The sequence below is a fragment of the Mangrovibacter phragmitis genome (assembly GCF_040429585.1).
GTDB lineage: Bacteria > Pseudomonadota > Gammaproteobacteria > Enterobacterales > Enterobacteriaceae > Mangrovibacter > Mangrovibacter phragmitis.
Genome location: NZ_CP134782.1, coordinates 4,603,194 through 4,628,013, shown reverse-complemented (window position 1 = coordinate 4,628,013; position 24,820 = coordinate 4,603,194). Strand labels below are relative to the sequence as shown.

The window sequence follows — 24,820 nt, the reverse complement described above, 5'->3', positions numbered from 1 at the left end:
ATTGTGTTGTCTGGCAGGCCTGTTTGTGGTCATGTCTTGCGTGAGTTGTTTCTTCGTTGGGAGCAGAAAATGAGTGATGATGTCGCGTTGCCGTTGCAGTTTACTGATGCAGCAGCTAATAAAGTAAAAAGTCTGATCGCGGATGAAGAGAACCCGAATCTGAAGTTGCGTGTGTATATTACTGGCGGTGGTTGTAGTGGATTTCAGTATGGTTTTACCTTTGATGATCAGATTAACGAAGGTGATATGACCATCGAAAAACAGGGTGTGGCACTGGTTGTTGACCCAATGAGCCTGCAGTATCTGGTTGGTGGCGCGGTAGACTATACCGAAGGACTTGAAGGTTCGCGTTTTGTGGTAAATAACCCCAATGCGAAAAGCACCTGTGGCTGTGGTTCTTCTTTCAGTATCTGACCAGCCTTAGTGATGTTTTGCCACCTGACGCCGTGCACATGCACGGCGTCGTCGTTTTGGCCGGATGGCGCTATGACTTGTGTGTCAGTGCGTTCTGTCATCCAGAGCAAAGGTGGGGAGCTTCAGGTGCCAGCGAATTGCGGCCAGGCGAATAGCCAGCGTGATTACCATGCCAGCCATACTGGCGATTTCAAGTGGTACGCCAAAAGTGTAGTACGCTGTTGCATGGACAATTCCGCCGGCAATACAGGCTGTTGCATAGATTTCCGTTCTGAGGATCATGGGGACCTCCCGGGCCAGAACATCACGAATAATCCCACCACCGACACCCGTTACCACACCCATACAGATGGCAACCAGTGGGCCGGTATCTGCAGCAAAGGCCTTATTTACTCCTATGCCGACAAAAACAGCCAGTCCAACGGCGTCAAGTACTGGCAGGATCCACTTTGGTAGGCGCCGGGGCTGGCGAACTAACAAGATAGTCAACATGCAGGTCACCATCGCAACGACCAGGTCAGTTGGGTCTTTTACCCAAAAAACCGGTCCGTTATTCAGGGCCATATCCCGTATTGTGCCACCGCCAATAGCAGTTACTACCCCAAGCACCAGCACTCCAAAAGGGTCCATACGCAGCTTGCCCGCTAACAAAACACCTGAAATAGCAAAAACAGCGGTACCGATGATATCCAGCCAGTACACCAACATGGTCTTCCTCTTGAATGCTTTTCCAAAACATTTCCCAACGGATTGATGCCGCCAGGTGAGTTAATGCGCCAGCTTGTTTACATTGGGCAAACCAGCCAGCGCTGCACATATCTGTTGTGCGGCGAGGATAATACGTGGGCCTGCACGTTCAAACCAGTCGTTATTTACCGCAATAACCGACGCTGAAAGTTGATTGTGCCAAAATTGTTCAATTTTTGGGATTTGTGTCTCATCACCGGTAACCAGAATCACCTGGGGTTTCCTGGCCAGAACCTGCTCGCGGCTAACCTGCGGCCAGGGAACTGCACTGTCGGCAAAAACGTTATCACCTCCACATACCTGCAGGACCTGGTTCTGAATGGAGTGTTGGCCGGTTGTGAACAGTGGCTGACCACCAAATTGTAAAAACACCCGCTTGCGTGGGGTGGCAGCATAGCGTTTTTCAAGCGCCGCAAATTGTGACATCAACGTATCCGCGGCCTTTAATGCCTGTTCCGGGTGGGGACTCCACGCAGCCAGGTGGCGAATGGCATCCGCAACCTGAGAGACATTTTGCGGGTCAAGCCACAATACATGAATCCCCAACGCAGATAGCTGGCCGACCTGCCTTTGAGCATTAGCCCCCTGCCAGGCGATCACCAGGTCGGGCTTTAATGCGACGATGCGTTCGAGATTAATGCCCTGCCAGTTTGCCACCTGCTCAATAGACTTTGCCGCTGGTGGGTAATCAGACCAGGCGCTGACAGCAACAGGGGTGATCCCGGCAGCAAAAGCCAGCTCCGTATTACCAGGCGAGAGTGTAATGACACGCGGCGCGGCCATAAGCCACGCCGGGAAGAGCAATAAAGCGAATACACGTAAAAACAGGAGATTAACTCTGAGCAAGTTTTTGTACCAGGCGCTCAACCAGCAAAGTAGATTGCTTCGCCGCAACAGTCAGAAACTCGTCAAAACTCAGATGTGATTGCTGGTCTGCCACATCGGAAATGGCGCGTACTACAACAAAAGGCACGGAAAATTTATGGCAGACATGACCAATTGCCGTTGCTTCCATTTCTACTGCTATTGCTTTCGGGAAATTGTGGCGAATTTTAGCCAGACCAACGGAGCCATTAATAAATGCATCACCGCTAACAACCAGTCCGCGTACGGCGTGAAACGACAACTCAGTAATGCATTGTTCCGCAGCTTCCACCAGTTTTTCATCGGCTTTAAAGCCGGCAGGACACCCTGGAAGTTGTCCATATTCATAGCCAAATGCGGTCACATCAGCATCGTGATAGCGAACTTCATCAGAAACCACGATATCACCTACTTTTAGTGTTGGCGCCAGGCCACCAGCTGAGCCGGTGTTAATAATGACATCGGGTTTGCAGTGCTCAAGTAACAATGTCGCGCCAACGGCTGCAGACACTTTACCTATCCCGGATTTTAACAGTGCGACCTCTGTACCGTTTAACGTACCAGTATAGATTTCGCAACCAGCCAGTTTTATTGTCTGGCGGTTTTCGATTTTGTCACGCAAGAGCGTAACTTCTTCTTCCATTGCACCAATGATGCCTGCTTTCATAGCCATACCTGTTTAAATGATGTATTCAGAGACATAGTCTATCATGGCAGACAAACAGGATTTAATCGGATTATTTTTCCCTTTCAAGGCGGTGATATGGGTGAGTTCAACTTCCAAAAGAAAATAAACTGGCATCGTCAATTCCGTTCGCCAGAAGGGACAAAAAACGAGCACGAAATCCAGCGGATTTTTGAAAGTGATCGTGGGCGAATTATTAATTCTGCGGCCATTCGCCGGTTGCAACAAAAAACGCAAGTATTCCCTCTGGAGCGCAATGCTGCAGTACGTACACGTCTGACCCATTCAATGGAAGTACAGCAGGTGGGGCGCTATATTGCTAAAGAAGTTATCAGTCGCCTGAAAGAAGCCCGGTTGCTGGAGCAATATGGGTTGAGTGAGCTGACCGGCCCATTCGAGAGTATTGTTGAAATGGCCTGCCTGATGCACGACGTTGGTAATCCGCCATTCGGGCATTTTGGTGAAGCAGCCATCAACGACTGGTTCCGGCAACGCCTGCTTCCCGGTGTTGATAACGATGCGCAGGGAAAAGAATCTCGCGCAGCAGAGGTTTTGTGTTTGCGTGAAGGGGAGACCGCCCTGAATACCCTGCGCCAGCATGTAATAACAGATTTGTGCCACTTTGAAGGAAATGCTCAGGGTATTCGTTTGGTTAATACCTTGATGCGTATGAACCTCACCTGGGCACAAATGGGGTGTATTTTAAAATACACCCGGCCAGCCTGGGAAAGCGGCCCGGCGCCAGAGGGCTTCCACTATTTAATGAAAAAACCGGGTTTTTATCTTTCAGAAGCGAATTATATTGTACGGTTACGTAAAGAACTTTCACTTGAGGAAAATTGTCGTTTCCCACTTACCTGGATAATGGAGGCTGCAGATGATATTTCCTATTGCGTTGCCGATTTAGAGGATGCTGTAGAAAAGCGGATTTTTAGCCTTGAACAACTTTATCAGCACCTTTCTACCGCCTGGGGGGAGCATCACTCAGGAGACTTATTTTCTCTGGTTGTGGAAGATGCCTGGGAAAAGTCGCGAGCAGGAAAAGTACGCAGTGGTGCGGAAGATGTGTTCTTTATGTATTTACGTGTTAATACTCTCAGTAAACTGGTGCCGCATGCCGCCCGGCGGTTTATTGATAATCTGCCAGAAATATACCCAGGGCATTTTAATCATGCCCTGTTGGAAGATGATAGTTCGTACAGCCGTTTACTTGGCATGTTCAAACGTGTTGCCATGCGTCACGTTTTCTCGCACCCGGACGTTGAGCAACTTGAACTACAAGGTTACCGTGTAATCAGTGGGTTACTGGATATTTACCGGCCATTACTCCTGTTGCCACTTGCGGATTTCCAGTTATTAGTTTCAGAGGGAAATGTACGCCGGCTGCCAATTGAAAGCCGGCTGTTTCATAAACTATCCAGCAAACATTGTATGGCGTATCAGGAAGCCATTGAGAAACTGGATAACACACAATCTGAATATCCTGTCTGGGAGTTCTATTATCGTTGTCGGCTTATTCAGGACTATATCAGTGGTATGACAGATTTGTATGCGTGGGATGAATATCGACGCCTGATGGCTGTGGAATAATACCAGCGAGATTTGTAAAGATGCACAATACTTTTTTACTTTTATGAAAACGCTGTCGTGGAACTTAACGCTATAAATATGACTCTGATAACCACGAACACAGCAACGTTGTATTACCTGCTTAATTTGAGAATGAGCCATATGAAAAAAACGACACTAGCATTGAGCGCCCTGGCACTGAGCCTGGGCCTGGCATTAAATCCGGTAACAGCGCTGGCGGCGGAAACCTCTTCCGCTACAACTTCGCAAGAAATGCCCAGCCTGGCACCTATGCTGGAAAAAATTATGCCTTCTGTCGTCAGTATTAATGTCGAAGGTAGCACGACAGTGAATACGCCACGCATGTCGCGTAATTTCCAGCAGTTCTTTGGCGATAACTCGCCCTTCTGCCAGGATGGTTCGCCATTCCAGAACTCACCCTTCTGCCAGGGGGGAGGGAATGGTGGCGGTGCTGATGGCAGCCAGCAGCAGAAATTTATGGCACTGGGCTCCGGTGTCATTATTGATGCAGCTAAAGGCTATGTAGTAACCAATAACCACGTTGTTGAAAACGCTACATCAATTAAAGTGCAACTGAGCGATGGGCGCCGGTTTGACGCAAAAGTTGTTGGAAAAGACCCGCGCTCTGATATTGCGCTGATCCAACTTAAAGATCCGAAAAACCTGACTGCGATAAAAATTGCTGATTCCGATAATTTACGGGTTGGTGATTATACCGTAGCGATTGGTAACCCTTATGGTCTGGGCGAGACTGTTACTTCGGGGATTGTTTCCGCTCTGGGGCGTAGTGGTCTGAATGTTGAGAATTATGAGAACTTCATTCAAACCGACGCCGCTATTAACCGGGGTAACTCTGGCGGTGCGCTGGTTAACCTCAAAGGTGAGCTAATTGGGATTAACACAGCAATCCTGGCTCCGGATGGCGGCAACATCGGTATTGGTTTTGCTATCCCGAGTAATATGGTGAAAAACCTGACAGAGCAAATGATTCAGTACGGGCAGGTGCGCCGTGGTGAATTGGGCATTATGGGCACAGAACTGAACTCTGAACTGGCTAAGGCAATGAAAGTTGACGCTCAGCGTGGTGCTTTTGTAAGCCAGGTGTTGCCAAACTCTTCTGCAGCCAAAGCAGGTATTAAAGCCGGGGACGTGATTGTCTCTATGAACGATAAACCGATTAACAGCTTTGCTGCGTTACGTGCTGAAATTGGTTCTATGCCAGTGGGCAGTAAAATGAAACTGGGCTTGTTGCGTGAAGGCAAGCGTATTGACGTGAATGTTGAATTGCAGCAGAGCAGCCAAACCCAGGTGGATTCATCCAGTATCTTCAGCGGTATCGAAGGTGCAGAGATGAGCAATCGTGCCGGTAAAGATAAAGGCGTGGTAGTGAACAGTGTGAAAGCCGGTTCACAGGCGGCGCGTATCGGGCTGAAGAAAGGCGATATTATCGTGGGGGCAAATCAGCAACCAGTGAATAACATTGCTGAACTGCGCAAAATCCTGGATAGCAAACCGAGTGTACTGGCGTTAAATATTCAACGTGGTGACAGCTCCATTTATCTGCTCCTTCAGTAATGCATTACTAATTAATTTCTTCGAGTTAAAGGCCGCGTATGCGGCCTTTTTTGTGAGCTTTTACACAACTCTGCATTATTACCTGGTGAATTGGTCATTTGCCCAATGTAAGGCATCTGCCTCTTCATTATGCTGTGCTGATGACGTACAGGAGGCGGCAAATATGGCAGGCTGGCACTTTGATACGAGAATGGCGCAAGAGATAGTAGCTCGTACCATGAAGATAATTGATACCAATATCAACGTGATGGATGCGCGCGGGCGGATAATTGGTAGTGGCGACCAGGAGCGTATTGGGGAATTGCACGAAGGGGCATTACTGGTACTGTCCCAGGGGCGCGTTGTTGACATTGATAATGCTGTTGCCCGCCATTTGCATGGTGTCCGGGAAGGGATCAATTTGCCCTTACGCCTTGAAGGCGAGATAGTGGGGGTGATTGGGCTGACAGGTGAACCAGAGAACTTACGTAAATATGGTGAGCTGGTATGCATGACGGCGGAGATGATGCTGGAGCAGTCTCGCCTGATGCACTTACTGGCACAAGACAGCCGTTTGCGTGAAGAACTGGTGATGAACCTGGTTCAGGCAGAAACCATTACACCTGCATTAAGTGAGTGGGCACAACGGCTGGGAATTGACCTGACGATGCCCAGAGTGGTGGCTGTGGTTGAAGTCGATAGCGGGCAGTTAGGAGTGGATTCTGCCATGGATGAACTTCAGCAACTGCAAACAGCATTAACCACACCTGAGCGAAATAACCTGGTGGCGATTGTCTCTCTGAGTGAAATGGTGGTATTGAAACCTGCACTGAATCAGTATGGGCGATGGGATGCCGATGATCACCGACGCCGGGTAGATGTTCTGTTGTCGCGAATGAAAGAAAACGGCCAACTACGTTTTCGCGTCGCTCTGGGAAACTATTTTACTGGCGAAGGGAGCATTGCCCGTTCTTACCGAACGGCGCGCACCACTATGATGGTGGGTAAACAACGTATGCCAGACAGCCGTAGTTATTTTTACCAGGATCTGATGCTGCCTGTCTTACTTGACAGCCTGCGTGGCGGCTGGCAGGCGAATGAACTTGCCCGTCCTTTGGAGAGGCTCAGGGCAATGGATAATAACGGCTTGTTGCGTCGCACATTAACCGCCTGGTTTCGCCATAATGTACAGCCACTGGCAACATCCAAATCTCTGTTTATTCACCGTAATACTTTAGAGTACCGACTGAACAGAATTGCGGAACTGACCGGGCTTGATTTAAGTAGTTTTGACGACCGGCTGCTGTTGTATATTGCGTTACAGCTGGATGAACAGCATGGCTAAAGAAAAGGCTGGCTTAGCGCCAGCCTGAAGGTCATTTACGGGTGAGTTTTTCCAGATCGGCTTCGATTTCGCTGATCTTGTTGGCAACAACACTTTCAAGATGGCGCAGATCGTCAAGAATTTTTCTTTTCAGATCGACTTCACTACGGTCGCGCTGGCAAATTTGATCCAACTCATCAATAACGTAACGGAGATTTGGGCTGATTTCCTGAATCTCTTTATAACCCTGACCTACACTGTCTGACACAACTGTTTTACGCTGGCGTGGGTATTTGAATTTAACGCTTTTAGCGAAAAACTCGCCCTTATCCTTATGAAAATAGATCTTCAGGATATCATTATTCGCTTCCTGTCGGAGGCTGTAACGATCAATTTCATCAGGATTGGTAATACCCAGGCTTTTCAGATTATCGTACATAGCGGTACCCTCAGCGAATAAATAACTATTAGATAATTAACGAAAAAAAGTGTTTCCGCCAGTGCCAGATACAAAAAAGGCAGGTTCTCCCTGCCTTTTTATCACCGCCATTAGTCAATGGTACGCAGCAACTCGTTGATACCCACTTTGCCACGGGTCTTTGCGTCGACTTTCTTCACGATAACCGCACAGTACAGGCTGTACTTACCATCTTTAGACGGCAGGTTGCCAGATACCACGACAGAGCCAGCAGGTACGCGGCCATAGTGAATTTCGCCAGTTTCACGGTCATAAATACGTGTGCTTTGGCCAATATAGACGCCCATAGAGATAACTGAGCCTTCTTCAACAATAACCCCTTCAACAACTTCAGAACGGGCACCAATAAAGCAGTTATCTTCAATGATGGTCGGGTTTGCCTGCAGCGGTTCCAGAACCCCACCAATACCCACACCACCAGACAGATGCACGTTTTTACCAATTTGCGCACAAGAACCTACAGTGGCCCAGGTATCGACCATCGTACCTTCATCGACGTAAGCGCCAATATTGACATAAGAAGGCATCAGTACAGTGTTGCGGGCGATAAATGCACCCTGGCGAACGGCTGCCGGCGGCACAACACGGAAACCTTCTTTCTGGAAGCGTGCTTCGTCGTAATCGGCGAATTTCATCGGCACTTTGTCATAGAAGCGGCTTTCAGCGCCGTCAATGACCTGATTGTCGTTAATACGGAAAGAAAGCAGCACAGCTTTCTTGAGCCATTGATGGGTTACCCATTGGCCGTCAATCTTTTCCGCAACGCGCAGCGCGCCGCTGTCGAGCAGTGAAATCACCTGGTTAATTGCTTCACGGGTGACTGTATCTACATTGACCGGCGTAATATCTGCCCGGCGCTCAAACGCGGACTCAATAATGTTCTGTAGCTGCTGCATTGTTAATCATTTCCTGATGTTTTATGTGAATGACATGAAAAAAACTTCACTACACTTTATCGTTTGGATTGAGGCCTTCTGTCAACCGTTGTTGTACTTCTTGTTGCAGAGTGGCATCCAGAGCTCGCCGCTCGCTGGTGGCGACAATAAATAAATCTTCAACACGTTCGCCAATGGTAGTGATACGTGCGCCGTGTAATGAAATACCGAGGTCAGCGAAGACCTGGCCGACAATTGCCAGCAGGCCGGGCTGGTCTAACGCGATCAGTTCAATAAATGTGCGCCGGTCGGTATGCGTTGGCAAAAAGTTGACTTCAGTGTCTACCGTAAAGTGGCGCAGACGGGCGGGCTGGCGCCGTGGTTGTGGTGGCTGCCAGGTACGCTGGTTAACGGTTTGCTCCAGTCCCTGACGAATCGCGTCGTGCCTGTCAGGTGATAGCGGGCTGCCATCGGGCTCCAGCACAATAAAGCTGTCCATTGCCATACCGTCGCGAGTAGTGAAGATCTGTGCGTCGTGAACACTAAGGTTACGCCGGTCGAGTTCAGCACACACTGCGGCAAACAGATAAGGTCGGTCCGGGCTCCAGATAAATATTTCGGTACCGCCGCGGGTCGCCTGTGGGCTGAGCAAAATCATGGGTTGCTTTAAATCGTGTTGTAACAAGTGACGAGCGTGCCATGCCAGTTGATTCGGGGAGTGACGAACAAAATAGCTGGCCCGGCAACGTGCCCAAATTTTATGTAATGCTTCTTCATCGATATTTTCCATACGCAGTAACGCCAGAGCCTGGGCCTGGTGATTACGCACACGCTCCCGCATATCCGGGGTATTTTGCATTCCCCTGCGTAGTTGTTTTTCGGTGGCAAAGTAGAGTTCACGAATCAGGCTCTGTTTCCAACTGTTCCATAACGTCTCATTCGTGGCACAAATATCGGCAACGGTCAGGCAAACCAGGTAACGTAAGCGGTTTTCTGTCTGGACTTCTTCAGCAAACTGCACAATGACTTCAGGATCCTGAATATCGCGGCGTTGCGCGGTAACAGACATCAACAGGTGCTGGCGAACCAACCAGGCGATTAACTGGCTTTCCCGGGAGTTAAGACCATGGAGTTCAGCAAATTTTATGACATCCTGTGCGCCCAGTACGGAATGATCACCCCCCCGGCCTTTGGCGATATCGTGAAACAGTGCGGCAATCAGAATCAATTCAGGGTGAGAAAGTCGCGGCCATAATTCAACGCACAGTGGGTGGCGCTGGCGGGTTTCTTCGTGTGAAAAACTTTCCAGTTTTTGCAACACACGCAAAGTGTGTTCATCTACGGTGTAGGCATGGAATAAGTCAAACTGCATTTGCCCAACGATATGCGACCACTGGGGCATATACGCGGACAATACGCTGTAGCGATGCATTGGCACCAGCCCACGGCTGACAGCTCCCGGGTGGCGCAGCATAACCAGGAACAGTTCACGCGCTTCGGCTTTGTAGCACAACGGCTCATTCAGATGGCGTCTGGCGTGACGCAAATGACGTAAGGTTGTTGAATAGATGCCGCTAATTTCGCGATTACGCACCATGGTGTAAAACATACGCAAAATAGCGCAGGGATCCTGAAGAAAAAGCGTGTCATCGCGCAAATCAATCAGTGTGCCACGCAGTTGAAAATCATCATCCAGTGGGCGTGGTTTTTCGTTTGCATCCAGTGCAAGAATTGCTTCATCAAACAGTTGTAACAGCATTTGATTGAGTTCGCTGACATGACGTGTCGCACGGTAGAAATCTTTCATCATGTGTTCAACGGGCTCATTACCTTCACCCTGGTATTTGAGGCGTTGGGCAACGCTGAGTTGGCGGTCAAACAGCAGGCGGTTATCGTAGCGGTTCAGTTCCAGATGCAGCGCAAAACGTATTCGCCACAAAATATGCTGGCATTCATTCAGTTCATCGCGCTCGGCCTCGGTCAGGAAACCAAAACCGAGCATTTCATTCATGGATGTGGCGCCAAAGTGGCGACGGGCTACCCATTGCAGTGTTTGGATATCTCGCAGGCCGCCCGGGCTGCTTTTAATATCGGGTTCCAGGTTATAGCTGGTACCGTGGTAGCGTTGATGGCGTTCATTTTGCTCATCAATTTTAGCTGCGAAAAACTTCTCAGAGGGCCAGAACCCGTCACTGAAGACTTGTTTTTGTAGTTCGAGAAACAGGGCCACATCGCCTGTCAGCAGCCGTGATTCAATCAGGTTCGTGGCAATAGTCAGATCGGACAGCCCTTCGAGCAGACACTCTTCAAGGCTGCGCACACTGTGGCCTACCTCCAGCTTGATATCCCAGAGTAGTGTCAGCAGTTCACCAATTTTTTGTGACTGGTCTTCGGGCAGGCGTTCACGGCTTAATACCAACAGGTCAATATCCGACAGCGGATGCAGCTCGCCACGCCCGTAACCACCCACAGCAACCAGAGCAGTCCCGGCAATGGTGTCGAACCCAAAATGAGACCACAGGCGCTCCAGAAGCTGATCAATGAATTCCGTTCGGGCCGCAACCAGTTTCTCGACAGACACACCTTCATCAAAGGCGCTGCCCAGCCATTGTTGAAAAGTTTCCAGGGCGCTTTTTATGGGCTGACATTCTAACTGGCAACCAGGCCAGGAAGACGGGTAATCAGGTTGACCTGGGAGTAGAGGGAGGTTTGGCTCGATATACTGCTCGGGAAAACTATTGGTCATATGTGGTGCCCATAAAAAAGGCCGGCAAGTGCCGGCCTGAGAGTAATGATAAACCGGACAATGCCGGTTTTTCACTTATTCATCGTGCGAAATAATGTTGGGGATGGTGTCATCTTTACGCAACGTAAGAATTTCGCAGCCGTTATCTGTCACCACAATAGTATGCTCGTATTGGGCAGACAAGCTTCTGTCTTTGGTTTTTACCGTCCAGCCATCTTTCATCGTTCGGATACGGTAATCACCTGCATTCACCATAGGTTCAATGGTAAAAGTCATGCCGGTTTTCAGCACCACACCGCCATCATCTGCGTCATAGTGCAGCACCTGAGGCTCTTCATGGAAAACACGGCCGATACCGTGACCACAGTATTCACGTACAACAGAGTAGCCTTCGGCTTCAACAAACTTCTGAATTGCAGCACCGATGGTACGCAGACGAATACCCGGTTTCACCATATGCAGACCCAGGTACAGGCTTTCCTGGGTAATACGGCACAGACGCTCGCCCAGAATAGTGGGTTTACCGACGATAAACATTTTAGATGTATCGCCGTGGAATTCATCTTTAATCACGGTCACATCGATATTAACAATATCGCCATCTTTCAAAACCTTGTCTTCACTTGGAATGCCATGGCATACCACTTCATTGACAGAGATGCAGACAGATTTGGGGTAGCCGTGGTAGCCCAGGCAGGCAGAGACTGCTTTTTGATGATTTACGATGTAATCATCACAAATACGATCCAGCTCGCCTGTGGTTACTCCAGGTTTTACATGGGATTCGATCATTTCAAGCACATCGGCAGCCAGGCGGCCAGCAACGCGCATTTTTTCGATATCTTCAGGGGTCTTAATTGAAATAGCCATTAATCAGGTCCGCAGATGCCGGGATTTCGGCAATAATTAAACAAAGTAACGCTAATGTTATCAGGGCAGGCGAGAGAGTGCCAAATCGGGAATAATGAAGTAAAGAACCCGCTAACAACTATTGGAGTCCTTGCGTCATTTGTGGTATAAAGCGCGCCGGACTTCCGTGTCAAAAAACGGACTATGGAAGATTTCAATCTCACTTTGTGTATAACACACACGTATCGGCACATATTCCGGGGTGCTCTTCGGGGTCGGTAATATGGGATACGTGGAGGCATAACCCCAACTTTATATAGAGGTTTTAAAACATGGCAACTGTTTCCATGCGCGACATGCTCAAGGCTGGTGTTCACTTCGGTCACCAGACCCGTTACTGGAACCCGAAAATGAAACCGTTCATCTTCGGTGCGCGTAACAAAGTTCACATCATCAACCTTGAGAAAACTGTACCGATGTTCAACGACGCTCTGGCCGAGCTGAACAAAATTTCTTCCCGTAAAGGTAAGATTCTGTTCGTTGGTACAAAACGCGCTGCAAGCGAAGCGGTAAAAGACGCTGCTCTGAGCTGCGATCAGTTCTTCGTGAACCATCGTTGGTTGGGCGGTATGCTGACTAACTGGAAAACTGTTCGTCAGTCCATCAAACGTCTGAAAGACCTGGAAACTCAGTCTCAGGACGGTACCTTCGACAAGCTGACCAAAAAAGAAGCGCTGATGCGTACTCGTGAACTGGACAAGCTGGAAAACAGCCTGGGCGGTATCAAAGATATGGGCGGCCTGCCGGACGCACTGTTTGTTATCGACGCTGATCACGAACACATCGCTATCAAAGAAGCAAACAACCTGGGCATCCCGGTATTTGCTATTGTTGATACCAACTCTGATCCGGATGGTGTTGATTTCGTTATCCCGGGTAACGACGATGCAATCCGTGCTGTCAGCCTGTACCTGGGCGCAGTTGCAGAAACCGTACGTGAAGGCCGTTCTCAGGATCTGGCTACTCAGGCGGAAGAAAGCTTCGTAGAAGCTGAATAATAAGGTTCGCTCTTTAAGAGCCCTTATTAACCAGGTATGAATAGTTTGGTTAGGGGGCCTGTCTCAGGCTCCCTTTTTTGTTTGAGTCCGGCCTGTCCGGCTTTATAAAGCCAGACAAGCTGAACGCTATACCCTTTTGCATTGGTGTCACAGTGGTGTGGTAAAACACATCGGAAAGCACTTGTTACAGGTGCCGGGTGTGGCTTCAACATGCAGGGTATATCTCCCCGCACGAGATAACCGAGGATTAGAAAATGGCAGAAATTACCGCTTCTCTGGTAAAAGAGCTGCGCGAACGTACTGGCGCAGGCATGATGGAATGTAAAAAAGCGCTGGTCGAAGCGAATGGCGACATCGAACTGGCAATCGATAACATGCGTAAGTCTGGTCAGGCAAAAGCGGCTAAAAAAGCAGGCCGTGTTGCTGCTGAAGGCGTTATCCTGACTGCTATCGATGGCAAATTTGGTCTCGTTCTGGAACTGAACTGTGAAACTGACTTCGTTGCTAAAGATGCTGGTTTTAAAGCATTTGGCGAAGAAGTTCTGGCTGCAGCTGTGGCTGGCCGTGTTTCCGATGTAGAAGTTCTGAAAGCGCAGTTTGAAGAACAACGTACTGCACTGGTTGCCAAAATTGGTGAAAACATCAACATCCGTCGTGTTTCTGTTATCGAAGGCGATGTTCTGGGTTCTTACCTGCACGGTGCGCGTATCGGTGTTATGGTTGCTGCGACTGGTGCGGATGACGAACTGGTTAAACACATTGCCATGCACGTTGCTGCCAGCAAACCAGAATACGTTAAACCGGAAGATGTACCGGCTGACGTAGTAAGCCACGAACACCAAATCCAGCTGGATATTGCCATGCAGTCTGGTAAACCGCGTGAAATCGCTGAAAAAATGGTTGAAGGCCGTATGCGTAAATTCACCGGTGAGATCTCTCTGACTGGTCAGAACTTCGTAATGGATCCGAGCAAAACTGTTGGTCAGCTGCTGAAAGAACACAATGCTGATGTAACAGGTTTCATCCGCTTTGAAGTGGGTGAAGGCATTGAAAAAGCGGAAGTTGACTTCGCTGCTGAAGTTGCAGCAATGTCCAAAAACTCGTAATGCCGGGAGGAGCCGTCTTAGGGCGGCTCCTTTTTTGTATCTGTCATTTTCAGAACTAAGCCACCCTCAAAAAATGTGATAATGCCTGCAACCGGCAGAGAAAAGCATGACAACAGGATGGCAATTGTCCGGCGAAATACCAGAGCATTATTGCGGGGTCTGAAAAAATCGGCCTGCTCTGATGTCAGCCGTCCTGAAATATGACAAATATTGTCACCAGATTATCCATTCCATTTGTTTACTGTCCCAGGAAAGAAACATGGCTACCAACGCAAAACCTGTCTACAAGCGTATTCTGCTCAAATTGAGTGGGGAAGCACTGCAAGGAGCGGAAGGCTTCGGTATTGACGCGAGCATACTGGATCGTATGGCTCAGGAGATCAAAGAACTGGTTGAACTGGGGATCCAGGTCGGGGTAGTCATCGGCGGTGGTAACTTATTCCGCGGTGCCGGCCTTGCTCAGGCTGGAATGAACCGTGTGGTCGGTGACCATATGGGGATGCTGGCGACAGTAATGAATGGCCTGGCTATGCGTGACGCTTTGCATCGTGCCTATGTTAATGCGCGCTTAATGTCAGCTATTCCGCTCAATGGCGTGTGCGATAACTATAGCTGGGCAGAAGCAATCAGCTTGTTGCGTAATAATCGCGTCGTCATTTTTTCTGCTGGTACTGGTAATCCTTTCTTTACTACTGACTCAGCAGCATGTCTGCGTGGTATTGAAATTGAAGCCGATGTAGTACTGAAAGCAACCAAAGTTGATGGCGTGTTCTCCGCTGACCCGGTAAAAGACCCTTCTGCGACGCTTTATGAACAACTGTCTTATCATGATGTTCTCGACAGAGAGCTGAAAGTGATGGACCTGGCCGCATTTACACTTGCGCGCGATCACAAATTACCCATCCGTGTTTTCAACATGAACAAGCCAGGCGCACTGCGTCGGGTGGTTATGGGTGAAAAAGAAGGCACTTTGATTACAGACTAATGTTCCTTAGGCCGGAATCAGGGTACCATTCAGTCCAGAAAAGTTAGTTTGACGACAGGCAGCCATACGGGTGCCATGAATTTTACGAGACTATACTTAGGTCAACCACAGTTGCTGTGGGAGGAAACAGAAGTGTGGTCTGCCTGACAACCAGTTTTCAAGGATTCGTAACGTGATTAACGACATCAGAAAAGATGCTGAAGTGCGTATGGAAAAATGCGTTGAAGCATTTAAAAATCAAATCAGCAAAGTCCGTACAGGCCGTGCCTCCCCCAGTCTGCTGGACGGTATCATGGTGGAATACTATGGTACGCCAACCCCGTTGCGCCAGTTGGCAAACGTGGTCGCAGAAGATTCCCGTACCCTGGCACTGACCGTATTTGACCGCACCATGGGGCCGGCAGTAGAAAAAGCAATTATGGCTTCCGACCTGGGACTGAACCCGAACTCCGCCGGGAGTGTTATTCGTGTGCCGCTGCCACCACTGACTGAAGAACGCCGTAAAGACTTGATCAAGGTCGTGCGTGGTGAAGCCGAACAGGCGCGTGTTGCTGTGCGTAACGTTCGTCGTGACGCTAACGATAAAGTTAAAGCTTTGCTGAAAGAAAAAGAAATCAGTGAAGATGACGACCGTCGTTCTCAGGACGATGTTCAGAAACTGACTGATGCAGCAATCAAGAAAGTTGACGCCGCACTGGCTGATAAAGAAGCGGAACTGATGCAGTTCTGATTGAATGACTTAGCGCTGCAAGAAAAAGCCGTGTCTGACTCACGGCTTTTTTGTCAGTAGTGCTTAGTTTCTGGGCACTGACTGCCTTTGCCACCAGGCAACCTGGCTTATCAGCCAGCATCGTTTTAGGGCAATTCAGTGATTTTCTCTGTTCAGCCTGTGTGCTGAAAGAGAGGGGACTGCAGGTGTGCTGCAGTCAGGAGCGAATCAGGTAACGATGTGCCTGGTTACTCGGTTCTACAACAGGCAACGCATGAAGCAATTGACTATTCTCGGGTCCACCGGGTCAGTGGGTAGTAGCACCCTCGATGTCATCCGCCATAATCCTCAGCAATTTTCGGTTACCGCGCTTGTCGCTGGCAAAAATGTCACGCGCATGGTTGAGCAATGTCTGGAATTTAACCCGCGTTTCGCTGTTATGAATGATGAGGAGAGTGCCCGTGCATTGTGCCAGCAATTGCGGGATGCAGGCAGCAAAACAGAGGTTCTGTTCGGCCCGCAGGCGGCATGCGAAATGGCGGCACTGGATGGCGTTGACCAGGTTATGGCGGCTATTGTCGGTGCAGCAGGTTTGCTGCCAACTCTTGCCGCGATAAAAGCGAGCAAGCAAATTTTGCTCGCCAACAAGGAGTCACTGGTCACCTGTGGTCGCCTTTTCATGAATGCGGTGAAGCAATATGGTGCGCAATTGCTACCTGTGGATAGCGAACATAATGCCATTTTTCAGAGTTTACCGGAACCAATCCAGCAAAATCTGGGATACGCTGAACTTGAAGAGTATGGAGTGTCATCCATTCTTCTCACCGGGTCTGGTGGGCCTTTTCGTGAAACTGTGCTCAGTGACCTTGAAATGATGACGCCTGAAGAGGCTTGTCGTCATCCTAACTGGTCAATGGGGCGTAAGATTTCAGTCGATTCGGCCACAATGATGAATAAGGGACTCGAGTATATTGAAGCCCGCTGGCTTTTTAATGCCTCAGCACAGCAGATGGAAGTTCTGATTCACCCCCAGTCGGTGATTCATTCAATGGTGCGTTATCGTGATGGTAGCGTACTGGCGCAACTGGGTGAACCTGATATGCGCACACCCATTGCCCATACAATGGGCTGGCCTGGCCGTGTTAATGCTGGCGTGAAACCACTCGATTTTTGCCGTTTGAATCAACTGACTTTCAGCCAGCCAGATTACTCACGCTATCCTTGTCTGCGCCTGGCAATTGATGCCTCGCAACAAGGCCAGGCTGCGACAACTGCACTGAATGCTGCGAATGAAGTTGCAGTAGCTGCATTTCTGGCGAATCGTATTCGTTTTACGGATATTGCCCAGGTTAACAGTGCGGTGCTCGATAAGCTGAATGTCAGGGAGCCGCTATCGGTTGATGAAGTGCTGGATGTCGATGCAGGTGCTCGTGAACTGGCAAGTAAACAGGTTAACCATATTGGGGGGTAGCGTGGGGAATATTCACGCGCTGAATTCAGTGCCATTTGTGAGCATCAGGCTGAGGTGATATAGTCTGCGCCACCCGATAAATGTCTGAGTTTGTTTTTTTATCGGGTAAGCCGTGATTGAGCACGGCTTTTTTACGTAAAGGCATCAGTATTCCTGAGAACCGCTTAATCCGATTAGGGAATAAAACGCGTTATGTTGTCTGCTAACCAACCATTAAGCGAAAGTTTGCCTGAACATGGTGCCCGTCATGTTGCCATCATTATGGATGGTAACGGGCGCTGGGCGAAACGTCAGGGGAAAATGAGGGCCTTTGGCCATAAGGCCGGAGCCAAATCGGTTCGTCGGGCTGTGACATTTGCCGCGAATATCGGTCTGGATGCGCTGACACTTTATGCGTTCAGTAGCGAAAACTGGAACCGTCCGGCACAAGAAGTTAGTGCTTTAATGGAACTGTTCATCTGGGCACTGGATAGCGAGGTGAAAAACCTGCACCGCAACAATGTCCGTTTGCGGGTTATTGGTGATACCAGCCGCTTTAATGCGCGGTTACAGGAACGGATCAGAAAAGCGGAGGCGTTAACTGCTCAGAATACTGGGCTGACGCTGAATATCGCAGCCAACTATGGTGGGCGCTGGGATATTATTCAGGGAGTGAAAGCGCTTGCTGCGCGCGTTCAGTCGGGCGAAGTTCTCCCTGAGCAAATTGATGAAGACATGCTGGGGCAACAGGTTTGTATGAATGAGTTGTCACCCGTGGATTTAGTGATTAGGACAGGTGGAGAACACCGGATCAGTAATTTTTTGCTGTGGCAGATAGCCTATGCTGAACTTTACTTTACCGAAGTGCTTTGGCCTGATTTCGATGAACAAGATTTTGAAGGTGCACTCAATGCCTTTGCGAGCAGGGAACGTCGTTATGGCGGTACAGCACCGGATGGCGAAAAAGCCTGATGGGGGTTGCTTTTGCTGAAGTATCGCCTGATTTCCGCATTTATTTTAATACCGGTCGTCATTGCTGCGTTATTCTGGCTGCCGCCCGCAGGATTTGCCATTGTGACGCTGGTTGTGTGCATGCTCGCCGCCTGGGAATGGGGGCAGTTGAGTGGCTTTAAGAGCCGCTCTCAACGTGTCTGGCTGGCAGTATTATGTGGGTTGCTTTTAACCCTGATGCTGTTTCTGTTGCCGGAATATCGCCATAATGCGCACATTCCTTTGATTGAAGGGTGGCTGTGGCTTGCCCTGGGCTGGTGGTGTGTTGCTCTGCTGCTGGTATTAAGTTACCCGGCTTCTGCCAGTGTCTGGAGGCGCTCACACATATTACGCCTGTGCTTTGGTGTTGCCACCATTGTACCTTTTTTTTGGGGCATGGTAGTTCTGCGCTCCTGGCATTATGATGACAACCATTACGCCGGATCTGTCTGGTTGCTGTATGTTATGTTTCTGGTCTGGGGAGCAGACTCAGGGGCTTACATGTTTGGCAAGCTGTTTGGCAAGCATAAGCTGGCACCAAAAGTGTCACCAGGTAAAACATGGCAAGGGTTTATTGGTGGCCTGCTGACATCCGCTGTTATTGCGTGGGCATTTGGCGCACTGGCTCATTTAGACGTCGCACCGGTTACTTTGCTAACTTGTTCTGTCATCGCCGCACTTGCTTCGGTACTGGGCGATTTAACGGAAAGTATGTTTAAACGCGAAGCGGGTATCAAAGACAGTGGTTCGTTGATTCCCGGGCATGGCGGTATTCTCGACCGTATCGACAGTTTGACAGCGGCGGTTCCTGTTTTTGCCTGTCTTTTGTTGTTAGTTTTCAGGACGATTTAACGGAAGGTTTTATGCTCAGCATACTCTGGAATCTGGCTGCTTTTATCGTTGCACTTGGAGTTTTAATTACGGTGCATGAGTTCGGCCATTTTTGGGTTGCGCGCCGTTGCGGAGTCCGTGTTGACCGTTTTTCTATTGGTTTTGGCAAGGCATTGTGGAAACGAACAGATAAACAGGGTACTGAGTTTGTCATCGCACTTATCCCTCTTGGGGGGTATGTCAAAATGCTGGATGAGCGCATTGAACCTGTTGCGCCCGAACAGCGCCATCGTGCTTTCAATAACAAAACCGTTGCTCAGCGTGCTGCAATTATTGCGGCGGGGCCAGTTGCTAACTTCATTTTTGCCATCTTTGCCTATTGGATGGTCTTCATTATTGGTATCCCCAGTGTCTATCCGGTTGTTAGTGGCGTAAGGCCTGATTCAATCGCCGCGCAGGCACAAATTTTACCCGGCACGGAACTAAAAGCGGTAGATGGTATCGAAACGCCTGACTGGGATGCTGTTCGCCTCGCGTTTATCAGTAAGATTGGTGATAGCAGCACGACGCTGCGTGTGGCACCTTTTGGTACAGATAAACAGCGTGATGTCACACTGGATTTACGCCAGTGGCACTTTGAACCAGACAAGCAGGATCCTGTTCTGTCTCTTGGTTTTTTGCCGGTATCACCGCAAGTCGAACCAGTACTTGCTGAGGTCCAACCTCATTCAGCCGCGAGCAATGCAGGTTTGCAAGCAGGGGACAGGATCGTTAAAGTCGATGGTCAGCCATTGGTTCAGTGGTCAGATTTTGTCAGTCAGGTGCGGGATAACCCGGGTAAACCACTTCGGCTGGATGTCGAACGCAAAGGAAATTTGCTTTCTCTTACGCTGACACCTGCGGTGAAAGAGAATGGCAGAACAAAACAGGCTGAGGGCTTCGCGGGCGTTGTGCCGCATGTGATTCCTTTGCCTGATGAGTATAAGACAGTGCGCCAGTATGGGCCGTTTGCCGCAGTCATTGAAGCCACAGGAAAAACATGGCAATTGATGAGGCTCACGGTCGATATGCTGGGCAAATTAGTAATCGGTGACGTTAAGCTGAACAACCTGAGTGGGCCTATTTCTATTGCTCAGGGTGCCGGAATGTCAGCAGAGTTTGGGTTGATCTATTACCTGATGTTTCTTGCTCTCATCAGTGTGAATCTTGGGATAATCAACCTGTTTCCTCTTCCTGTGCTGGACGGGGGACACTTGCTGTTTTTGGCTATTGAGAAGCTTAAAGGCGCGCCGGTTTCCGAGCGAGTTCAAGACCTCAGTTATCGGGTTGGTTCTGTTCTACTGATGCTGTTAATGGGGCTTGCACTTTTTAATGATTTCTCTCGGTTATAGAGAGACTCAGGTTAGGAAGAACGCATAATAACGATGGCGATAAAAAAGTTGCTCATAGCGTCGCTGCTGTTTAGCAGCGCTACCGTATACGGCGCAGACGGTTTCGTAGTGAAGAATATTCATTTCGAAGGCCTGCAGCGAGTCGCCGTTGGTGCGGCCCTTCTCAGTATGCCGGTGCGTCCAGGTGACACCGTTACTGACGAGGATATCAGTAATACCATCCGTTCACTGTTCGCCACCGGTAACTTTGAAGATGTTCGTGTTCTGCGTGACGGTGATTCTTTGTTAGTGCAGGTCAAAGAACGCCCGACGATTGCCAGCATCACGTTTGCTGGCAATAAGTCAGTGAAAGACGACATGCTCAAGCAGAACCTTGAAGCTTCGGGAGTGCGTGTCGGCGAAGCGCTGGACCGGACAACACTGTCTGATATCGAAAAAGGGCTGGAAGATTTCTACTATAGCGTTGGTAAATACAGTGCCAGCGTGAAAGCTGTAGTCACGCCACTTCCCCGTAACCGTGTTGACCTGAAACTGGTTTTCCAGGAAGGGGTATCTGCGAAAATTCAGCAGATCAACATTGTTGGCAACCATGCTTACAGTACGGACAGCCTGGTCTCCCGGTTCCAGTTGCGCGATGAAGTTCCGTGGTGGAACGTTGTTGCAGACCAAAAATACCAGAAACAAAAACTGTCTGGTGACCTGGAGACGCTGCGCAGTTTCTACCTTGATCATGGTTATGCGCGTTTCAATATTGATTCGACTCAGGTCAGTCTCACGCCAGACAAGAAAGGCATTTATATCACCATCAATATTACTGAAGGCCATCAATATAAGCTTTCAGGCGTTACCGTTCGCGGTAATCTGGCAGGACACTCCGCTGAAATTGAAGCGCTGACGAAGATCCAGCCGGGCGAACTCTATAACGGCACGAAAGTGACGAAGATGGAAGACGACATCAAAAAATTATTGGGCAAATATGGCTACGCGTACCCACGCGTGCAGACCGTACCCGAAGTCGATGATGCCAATAAGACCGTTAAGTTGAATATCAATGTAGATGCGGGCAACCGTTTCTATGTTCGTCGTATTCGTTTCGAAGGTAACGATATCACCAAAGATTCTGTTTTGCGCCGTGAAATGCGTCAGATGGAAGGTGCGTGGTTAGGGAGCGATTTAGTCGAGCAGGGTAAAGAGCGCCTGAACCGCCTTGGTTATTTCGAAACGGTAGATACCGATACACAACGTGTACCAGGTAAGCCGGACGAAGTTGATGTGGTGTACAAAGTTAAAGAACGTAACACCGGTAGCTTCAACTTTGGTGTTGGTTACGGTACAGAAAGCGGTGTCAGTTTCCAGGTTGGGGTACAGCAGGATAACTGGTTGGGTACGGGTTATTCAGTGGGTATCAATGGTACTAAGAATGACTACCAGACCTATTCAGAATTTTCTGTCACCAATCCGTATTTCACGGTAGATGGTGTCAGCCTTGGTGGGCGTATTTTCTATAACGACTTCAAGGCAGACAATGCGGACTTGTCCAGCTATACCAACAAAAGTTATGGCCTGGACGGCACTCTCGGGTTCCCGATTAATGAGTACAACTCGTTACGTGCAGGTTTAGGTTACGTGCATAACGACTTGTCAAACATGCAGCCTCAGGTCGCAATGTGGCGCTATCTGAAATCAGTTGGCCAGAACGCGAATATGTCGTCTACAAGTAACAGCTTTAGTGCGGATGACTTCACTTTTAACTACGGCTGGACATACAACCGTCTTGATCGTGGTTTCTTCCCAACGTCAGGTACGCGCGTTAACCTGAATGGCAAAGTGACGATCCCTGGCTCTGATAACGAGTTCTACAAGGTTACGCTGGATACGCAAAGTTATCTGCCTATTAACGATGATCACACCTGGGTTCTGTTAGGCCGGACTCGCTGGGGTTATGGTGATGGTCTGGGTGGCAAAGAATTGCCATTCTATGAAAACTTCTACGCTGGTGGTTCAAGCACTGTGCGTGGGTTCCAGTCTAACAACATTGGTCCGAAAGCGGTTTACTATGGTCCGAACCAGAGTAACTGTAGTTCCGCAGATCTTTGTAGCTCAAGTGATGCAGTTGGTGGGAATGCTATGGGTGTGGCCAGTCTTGAGTTGATTACGCCAACCCCGTTTGTTAGTGAAAAATATGCGAATTCACTGCGGACATCACTGTTTGTTGATGCAGGTAGTGTCTGGGATACACACTGGAAAAATACGGAACAGATGCGCGCGTTAGGTATTCCTGACTATAGTGATCCAACTAATATCCGTATGTCTGCAGGTTTGTCATTACAATGGATGTCTCCATTAGGCCCATTGGTCTTTTCTTATGCGCAGCCATTTAAGAAATACAGTGGAGATAAAGCGGAACAGTTCCAGTTTAACATTGGTAAAACCTGGTAATTTTTCCGGGCCCGGGATGGCCTCGTAGTGCAAAGCTCAGCCAGTCAGTTCATTTTTGGTGACTACTGGCTGGCAAAAGCGTACCTTCGGGTATATTTGGGACGGTAAGGAGTTTTATTGTGAAAAAGTGGTTAGTTGCAGCAGGTTTGGGTCTGGTCATGGCTGCTTCTGCTCAGGCAGCAGATAAAATCGCTGTAGTCAACATGGGGAACTTGTTCCAGCAAGTTGCGCAGAGCTCAGGTGTTTCTAAATCTCTGGAAAATGAGTTCAAAGGCCGCGCCAGTGAATTGCAAAGCATGGAAAACAGCCTGCAATCCCAAATGCAACGCCTGCAACGTGATGGTTCAACCATGAAAGCCAGCGACCGTAGCAAGCTGGAAAAAGATGTTATGGCGAAACGTGAAGCCTTCCAGAGCAAAGCTCAGGCTTTTGAACAGGATCGTGCCCGTCGTTCTAATGAAGAACGTGGCAAGCTGGTTACACGTATCGAATCCGCAGTGAAAAAAGTGGCCGCTGATGAAGGTTATGATGTAGTGCTGGACGCCAACACTGTTGCTTATACCAGCAGTGACATTAAAGATATCACTGCAGATGTACTGAAACAGGTTAAATAAGTCTCATGCCTTCAATTCGACTGGCTGATTTAGCCCAGCAATTGGATGCCGAGTTACACGGTGATGGCGATATCGTCATCACCGGTGTGGCCTCGATGCAATCTGCCGGGGAAGGCCAAATAACCTTTATGGTTAATCCACGTTATCGCGAGCATCTGGCCCAATGCCAGGCTTCTGCTGTTGTGATGACAACGGATGATTTACCCTACGCAAAAAGTGCGGCATTGGTGGTTAAAAACCCGTATGTGACTTATGCGCGTATGGCGCAAATTCTGGATACAACGCCGCAACCTGCAAAAAATATAGCTCCGAGTGCAGTTGTCGATGCCACCGCCAAATTAGGTGACAATGTGGCGATTGGCGCAAACGCGGTTATTGAGTCAGGCGTTGAACTGGGCGATAACGTAGTCATTGGTGCTGGCTGCTTTGTGGGTAAAAATACCCATATTGGCGCAGGCACACGTTTGTGGGCCAATGTCACGGTTTACCATGAAATTCATATTGGCCAGTCCTGCCTTATCCAGTCCGGCACTGTGATTGGTTCTGACGGTTTCGGTTACGCTAACGAACGCGGCAACTGGATCAAAATTCCTCAGCTTGGTCGCGTAATTATTGGCGATAACGTTGAGATTGGCGCATGTACCACCATAGACCGTGGAGCCCTCGACGATACAGTTATTGGGCAGGGTGTCATTATTGATAATCAGTGCCAGATTGCACATAACGTTGTGATTGGCGACAATACCGCAGTTGCTGGTGGTGTGATAATGGCTGGCAGCCTGAAAATTGGCCGCTACTGTATGATTGGTGGCGCCAGTGTTATCAACGGCCACATGGAAATTTGCGATAAGGTCACAGTGACGGGTATGGGGATGGTCATGCGCCCGATTACTGAGCCTGGCGTGTATTCGTCTGGTATTCCTTTGCAACCCAATAAAGTCTGGCGCAAAACAGCTGCGTTGGTGATGAATATCGATGACCTGACAAAACGTCTTAAAGCCATCGAGCGCAAAGTTAATCAACAAGACTGACATCACTCGCGCTGACACGGATGTTGCCTGATTATCGGCCTGCAAGCGATCTATTTAGGTTGCCGCAGGCCGTGTTATTATTGCTTTTTA

The 24,820-nt window shown here is 49.1% G+C and carries 22 protein-coding genes; 15 read left to right on the top strand and 7 right to left on the bottom strand.

Going from position 1 to position 24,820, the window contains the following annotated elements; translation table 11 throughout:
• The first annotated feature begins 69 nt into the window (after nucleotides 1-69).
• A complete protein-coding gene (gene erpA, locus MPHASIOC01_RS22385; RefSeq protein ID WP_036106861.1) occupies nucleotides 70-414 on the top strand; it encodes an iron-sulfur cluster insertion protein ErpA in 345 nt (114 codons plus the stop codon).
• Nucleotides 415-498: 84 nt separating this feature from the next.
• On the opposite strand, the gene MPHASIOC01_RS22380 is transcribed toward erpA, so the two are convergent.
• The 3 genes from MPHASIOC01_RS22380 to mtnN are packed head-to-tail and all read right to left on the bottom strand — an operon-like array spanning nucleotide 499 to nucleotide 2,692.
• Entirely contained in the window at nucleotides 499-1,122 is a 624-nt protein-coding gene (locus tag MPHASIOC01_RS22380) for a TRIC cation channel family protein (protein WP_064598906.1), read from the bottom strand.
• A gap of 60 nt (nucleotides 1,123-1,182) precedes the next feature.
• Entirely contained in the window at nucleotides 1,183-2,007 is an 825-nt protein-coding gene (btuF, locus tag MPHASIOC01_RS22375) for a vitamin B12 ABC transporter substrate-binding protein BtuF (RefSeq protein ID WP_369936131.1), read from the bottom strand.
• On the bottom strand, nucleotides 1,994-2,692 hold the full coding sequence (mtnN, locus tag MPHASIOC01_RS22370) for a 5'-methylthioadenosine/S-adenosylhomocysteine nucleosidase (protein ID WP_064598910.1): 699 nt from the start codon (nucleotides 2,690-2,692) through the stop codon (nucleotides 1,994-1,996). Before mtnN ends, btuF begins: the two co-directional genes overlap by 14 nt.
• Before the next feature lie 96 nt (nucleotides 2,693-2,788).
• Between mtnN and dgt the strand changes: the two genes are divergently transcribed.
• From dgt to MPHASIOC01_RS22355, 3 genes are all read left to right on the top strand, one after another.
• On the top strand, nucleotides 2,789-4,300 hold the full coding sequence (dgt, locus tag MPHASIOC01_RS22365) for a dGTPase (protein WP_064598912.1): 1,512 nt from the start codon (nucleotides 2,789-2,791) through the stop codon (nucleotides 4,298-4,300).
• A 141-nt stretch (nucleotides 4,301-4,441) separates the two neighbouring features.
• A complete protein-coding gene (gene degP, locus MPHASIOC01_RS22360) occupies nucleotides 4,442-5,875 on the top strand; it encodes a serine endoprotease DegP (protein ID WP_064598914.1) in 1,434 nt (477 codons plus the stop codon).
• A 163-nt stretch (nucleotides 5,876-6,038) separates the two neighbouring features.
• Complete coding sequence (locus MPHASIOC01_RS22355) at nucleotides 6,039-7,199, top strand: CdaR family transcriptional regulator (protein WP_064599023.1); 1,161 nt, start codon at nucleotides 6,039-6,041, stop codon at nucleotides 7,197-7,199.
• A gap of 31 nt (nucleotides 7,200-7,230) precedes the next feature.
• On the opposite strand, the gene MPHASIOC01_RS22350 is transcribed toward MPHASIOC01_RS22355, so the two are convergent.
• From MPHASIOC01_RS22350 to map, 4 genes are all read right to left on the bottom strand, one after another.
• Nucleotides 7,231-7,617, bottom strand: coding sequence for a DUF3461 family protein (locus MPHASIOC01_RS22350; protein ID WP_064598916.1), 387 nt, complete (start codon nucleotides 7,615-7,617; stop codon nucleotides 7,231-7,233).
• A gap of 110 nt (nucleotides 7,618-7,727) precedes the next feature.
• Complete coding sequence (gene dapD, locus MPHASIOC01_RS22345) at nucleotides 7,728-8,552, bottom strand: 2,3,4,5-tetrahydropyridine-2,6-dicarboxylate N-succinyltransferase (protein ID WP_064598918.1); 825 nt, start codon at nucleotides 8,550-8,552, stop codon at nucleotides 7,728-7,730.
• A gap of 49 nt (nucleotides 8,553-8,601) precedes the next feature.
• Complete coding sequence (gene glnD, locus MPHASIOC01_RS22340) at nucleotides 8,602-11,277, bottom strand: bifunctional uridylyltransferase/uridylyl-removing protein GlnD (RefSeq protein WP_064598920.1); 2,676 nt, start codon at nucleotides 11,275-11,277, stop codon at nucleotides 8,602-8,604.
• A gap of 75 nt (nucleotides 11,278-11,352) precedes the next feature.
• Nucleotides 11,353-12,147, bottom strand: coding sequence for a type I methionyl aminopeptidase (map, locus tag MPHASIOC01_RS22335; RefSeq protein WP_353613317.1), 795 nt, complete (start codon nucleotides 12,145-12,147; stop codon nucleotides 11,353-11,355).
• 311 nt (nucleotides 12,148-12,458) lie between these two features.
• Here map and rpsB point away from each other — a divergent pair, with 311 nt between their 5' ends.
• The 11 genes from rpsB (at nucleotide 12,459) to lpxD (ending at nucleotide 24,730) form a co-directional block, all read left to right on the top strand.
• Entirely contained in the window at nucleotides 12,459-13,184 is a 726-nt protein-coding gene (gene rpsB, locus MPHASIOC01_RS22330) for a 30S ribosomal protein S2 (protein ID WP_064598922.1), read from the top strand.
• 254 nt (nucleotides 13,185-13,438) lie between these two features.
• Nucleotides 13,439-14,290: a translation elongation factor Ts gene (tsf, locus tag MPHASIOC01_RS22325; RefSeq protein WP_064598924.1), complete on the top strand. Its 852-nt coding sequence runs from the start codon at nucleotides 13,439-13,441 to the stop codon at nucleotides 14,288-14,290.
• Nucleotides 14,291-14,549: 259 nt separating this feature from the next.
• Nucleotides 14,550-15,275 (top strand): UMP kinase, encoded by a 726-nt coding sequence (gene pyrH / locus MPHASIOC01_RS22320; RefSeq protein WP_036106019.1) that lies wholly within the window; start codon nucleotides 14,550-14,552, stop codon nucleotides 15,273-15,275.
• 172 nt (nucleotides 15,276-15,447) lie between these two features.
• On the top strand, nucleotides 15,448-16,005 hold the full coding sequence (frr, locus tag MPHASIOC01_RS22315; protein ID WP_036106016.1) for a ribosome recycling factor: 558 nt from the start codon (nucleotides 15,448-15,450) through the stop codon (nucleotides 16,003-16,005).
• A gap of 253 nt (nucleotides 16,006-16,258) precedes the next feature.
• Nucleotides 16,259-17,455, top strand: coding sequence for a 1-deoxy-D-xylulose-5-phosphate reductoisomerase (gene ispC / locus MPHASIOC01_RS22310; protein WP_353613316.1), 1,197 nt, complete (start codon nucleotides 16,259-16,261; stop codon nucleotides 17,453-17,455).
• A gap of 192 nt (nucleotides 17,456-17,647) precedes the next feature.
• Nucleotides 17,648-18,406, top strand: coding sequence for a (2E,6E)-farnesyl-diphosphate-specific ditrans,polycis-undecaprenyl-diphosphate synthase (gene ispU, locus MPHASIOC01_RS22305; protein WP_064598925.1), 759 nt, complete (start codon nucleotides 17,648-17,650; stop codon nucleotides 18,404-18,406).
• Nucleotides 18,407-18,418: 12 nt separating this feature from the next.
• Nucleotides 18,419-19,276: a phosphatidate cytidylyltransferase gene (cdsA, locus tag MPHASIOC01_RS22300; protein WP_064598926.1), complete on the top strand. Its 858-nt coding sequence runs from the start codon at nucleotides 18,419-18,421 to the stop codon at nucleotides 19,274-19,276.
• A gap of 11 nt (nucleotides 19,277-19,287) precedes the next feature.
• Nucleotides 19,288-20,646, top strand: coding sequence for a sigma E protease regulator RseP (gene rseP / locus MPHASIOC01_RS22295; protein WP_353613315.1), 1,359 nt, complete (start codon nucleotides 19,288-19,290; stop codon nucleotides 20,644-20,646).
• Between the two features lie 33 nt (nucleotides 20,647-20,679).
• The gene (gene bamA, locus MPHASIOC01_RS22290) at nucleotides 20,680-23,085 is read left to right on the top strand and encodes an outer membrane protein assembly factor BamA (RefSeq protein ID WP_353613314.1); all 2,406 of its coding nucleotides are present in this window, start codon (nucleotides 20,680-20,682) and stop codon (nucleotides 23,083-23,085) included.
• 119 nt (nucleotides 23,086-23,204) lie between these two features.
• Nucleotides 23,205-23,699: a molecular chaperone Skp gene (gene skp / locus MPHASIOC01_RS22285; protein ID WP_064598930.1), complete on the top strand. Its 495-nt coding sequence runs from the start codon at nucleotides 23,205-23,207 to the stop codon at nucleotides 23,697-23,699.
• A 5-nt stretch (nucleotides 23,700-23,704) separates the two neighbouring features.
• Nucleotides 23,705-24,730, top strand: a complete 1,026-nt coding sequence (gene lpxD / locus MPHASIOC01_RS22280; RefSeq protein WP_064598932.1) for a UDP-3-O-(3-hydroxymyristoyl)glucosamine N-acyltransferase — start codon at nucleotides 23,705-23,707, stop codon at nucleotides 24,728-24,730.
• Nucleotides 24,731-24,820 lie beyond the last annotated feature (90 nt).

Coding starts and splice junctions, on each gene's coding strand:
- dapD (WP_064598918.1), bottom strand. CDS start 8,552: ATGCAGCAGCTACAGAACATTATTGAGTCCGCGTTTGAGCGCCGGGCA.
- map (WP_353613317.1), bottom strand. CDS start 12,147: ATGGCTATTTCAATTAAGACCCCTGAAGATATCGAAAAAATGCGCGTT.
- ispC (WP_353613316.1), top strand. CDS start 16,259: ATGAAGCAATTGACTATTCTCGGGTCCACCGGGTCAGTGGGTAGTAGC.
- lpxD (WP_064598932.1), top strand. CDS start 23,705: ATGCCTTCAATTCGACTGGCTGATTTAGCCCAGCAATTGGATGCCGAG.
- MPHASIOC01_RS22350 (WP_064598916.1), bottom strand. CDS start 7,617: ATGTACGATAATCTGAAAAGCCTGGGTATTACCAATCCTGATGAAATT.
- glnD (WP_064598920.1), bottom strand. CDS start 11,277: ATGACCAATAGTTTTCCCGAGCAGTATATCGAGCCAAACCTCCCTCTA.
- degP (WP_064598914.1), top strand. CDS start 4,442: ATGAAAAAAACGACACTAGCATTGAGCGCCCTGGCACTGAGCCTGGGC.
- tsf (WP_064598924.1), top strand. CDS start 13,439: ATGGCAGAAATTACCGCTTCTCTGGTAAAAGAGCTGCGCGAACGTACT.
- erpA (WP_036106861.1), top strand. CDS start 70: ATGAGTGATGATGTCGCGTTGCCGTTGCAGTTTACTGATGCAGCAGCT.
- MPHASIOC01_RS22380 (WP_064598906.1), bottom strand. CDS start 1,122: ATGTTGGTGTACTGGCTGGATATCATCGGTACCGCTGTTTTTGCTATT.
- bamA (WP_353613314.1), top strand. CDS start 20,680: ATGGCGATAAAAAAGTTGCTCATAGCGTCGCTGCTGTTTAGCAGCGCT.
- MPHASIOC01_RS22355 (WP_064599023.1), top strand. CDS start 6,039: ATGGCAGGCTGGCACTTTGATACGAGAATGGCGCAAGAGATAGTAGCT.
- rpsB (WP_064598922.1), top strand. CDS start 12,459: ATGGCAACTGTTTCCATGCGCGACATGCTCAAGGCTGGTGTTCACTTC.
- rseP (WP_353613315.1), top strand. CDS start 19,288: ATGCTCAGCATACTCTGGAATCTGGCTGCTTTTATCGTTGCACTTGGA.
- ispU (WP_064598925.1), top strand. CDS start 17,648: ATGTTGTCTGCTAACCAACCATTAAGCGAAAGTTTGCCTGAACATGGT.
- mtnN (WP_064598910.1), bottom strand. CDS start 2,692: ATGAAAGCAGGCATCATTGGTGCAATGGAAGAAGAAGTTACGCTCTTG.
- dgt (WP_064598912.1), top strand. CDS start 2,789: ATGGGTGAGTTCAACTTCCAAAAGAAAATAAACTGGCATCGTCAATTC.
- pyrH (WP_036106019.1), top strand. CDS start 14,550: ATGGCTACCAACGCAAAACCTGTCTACAAGCGTATTCTGCTCAAATTG.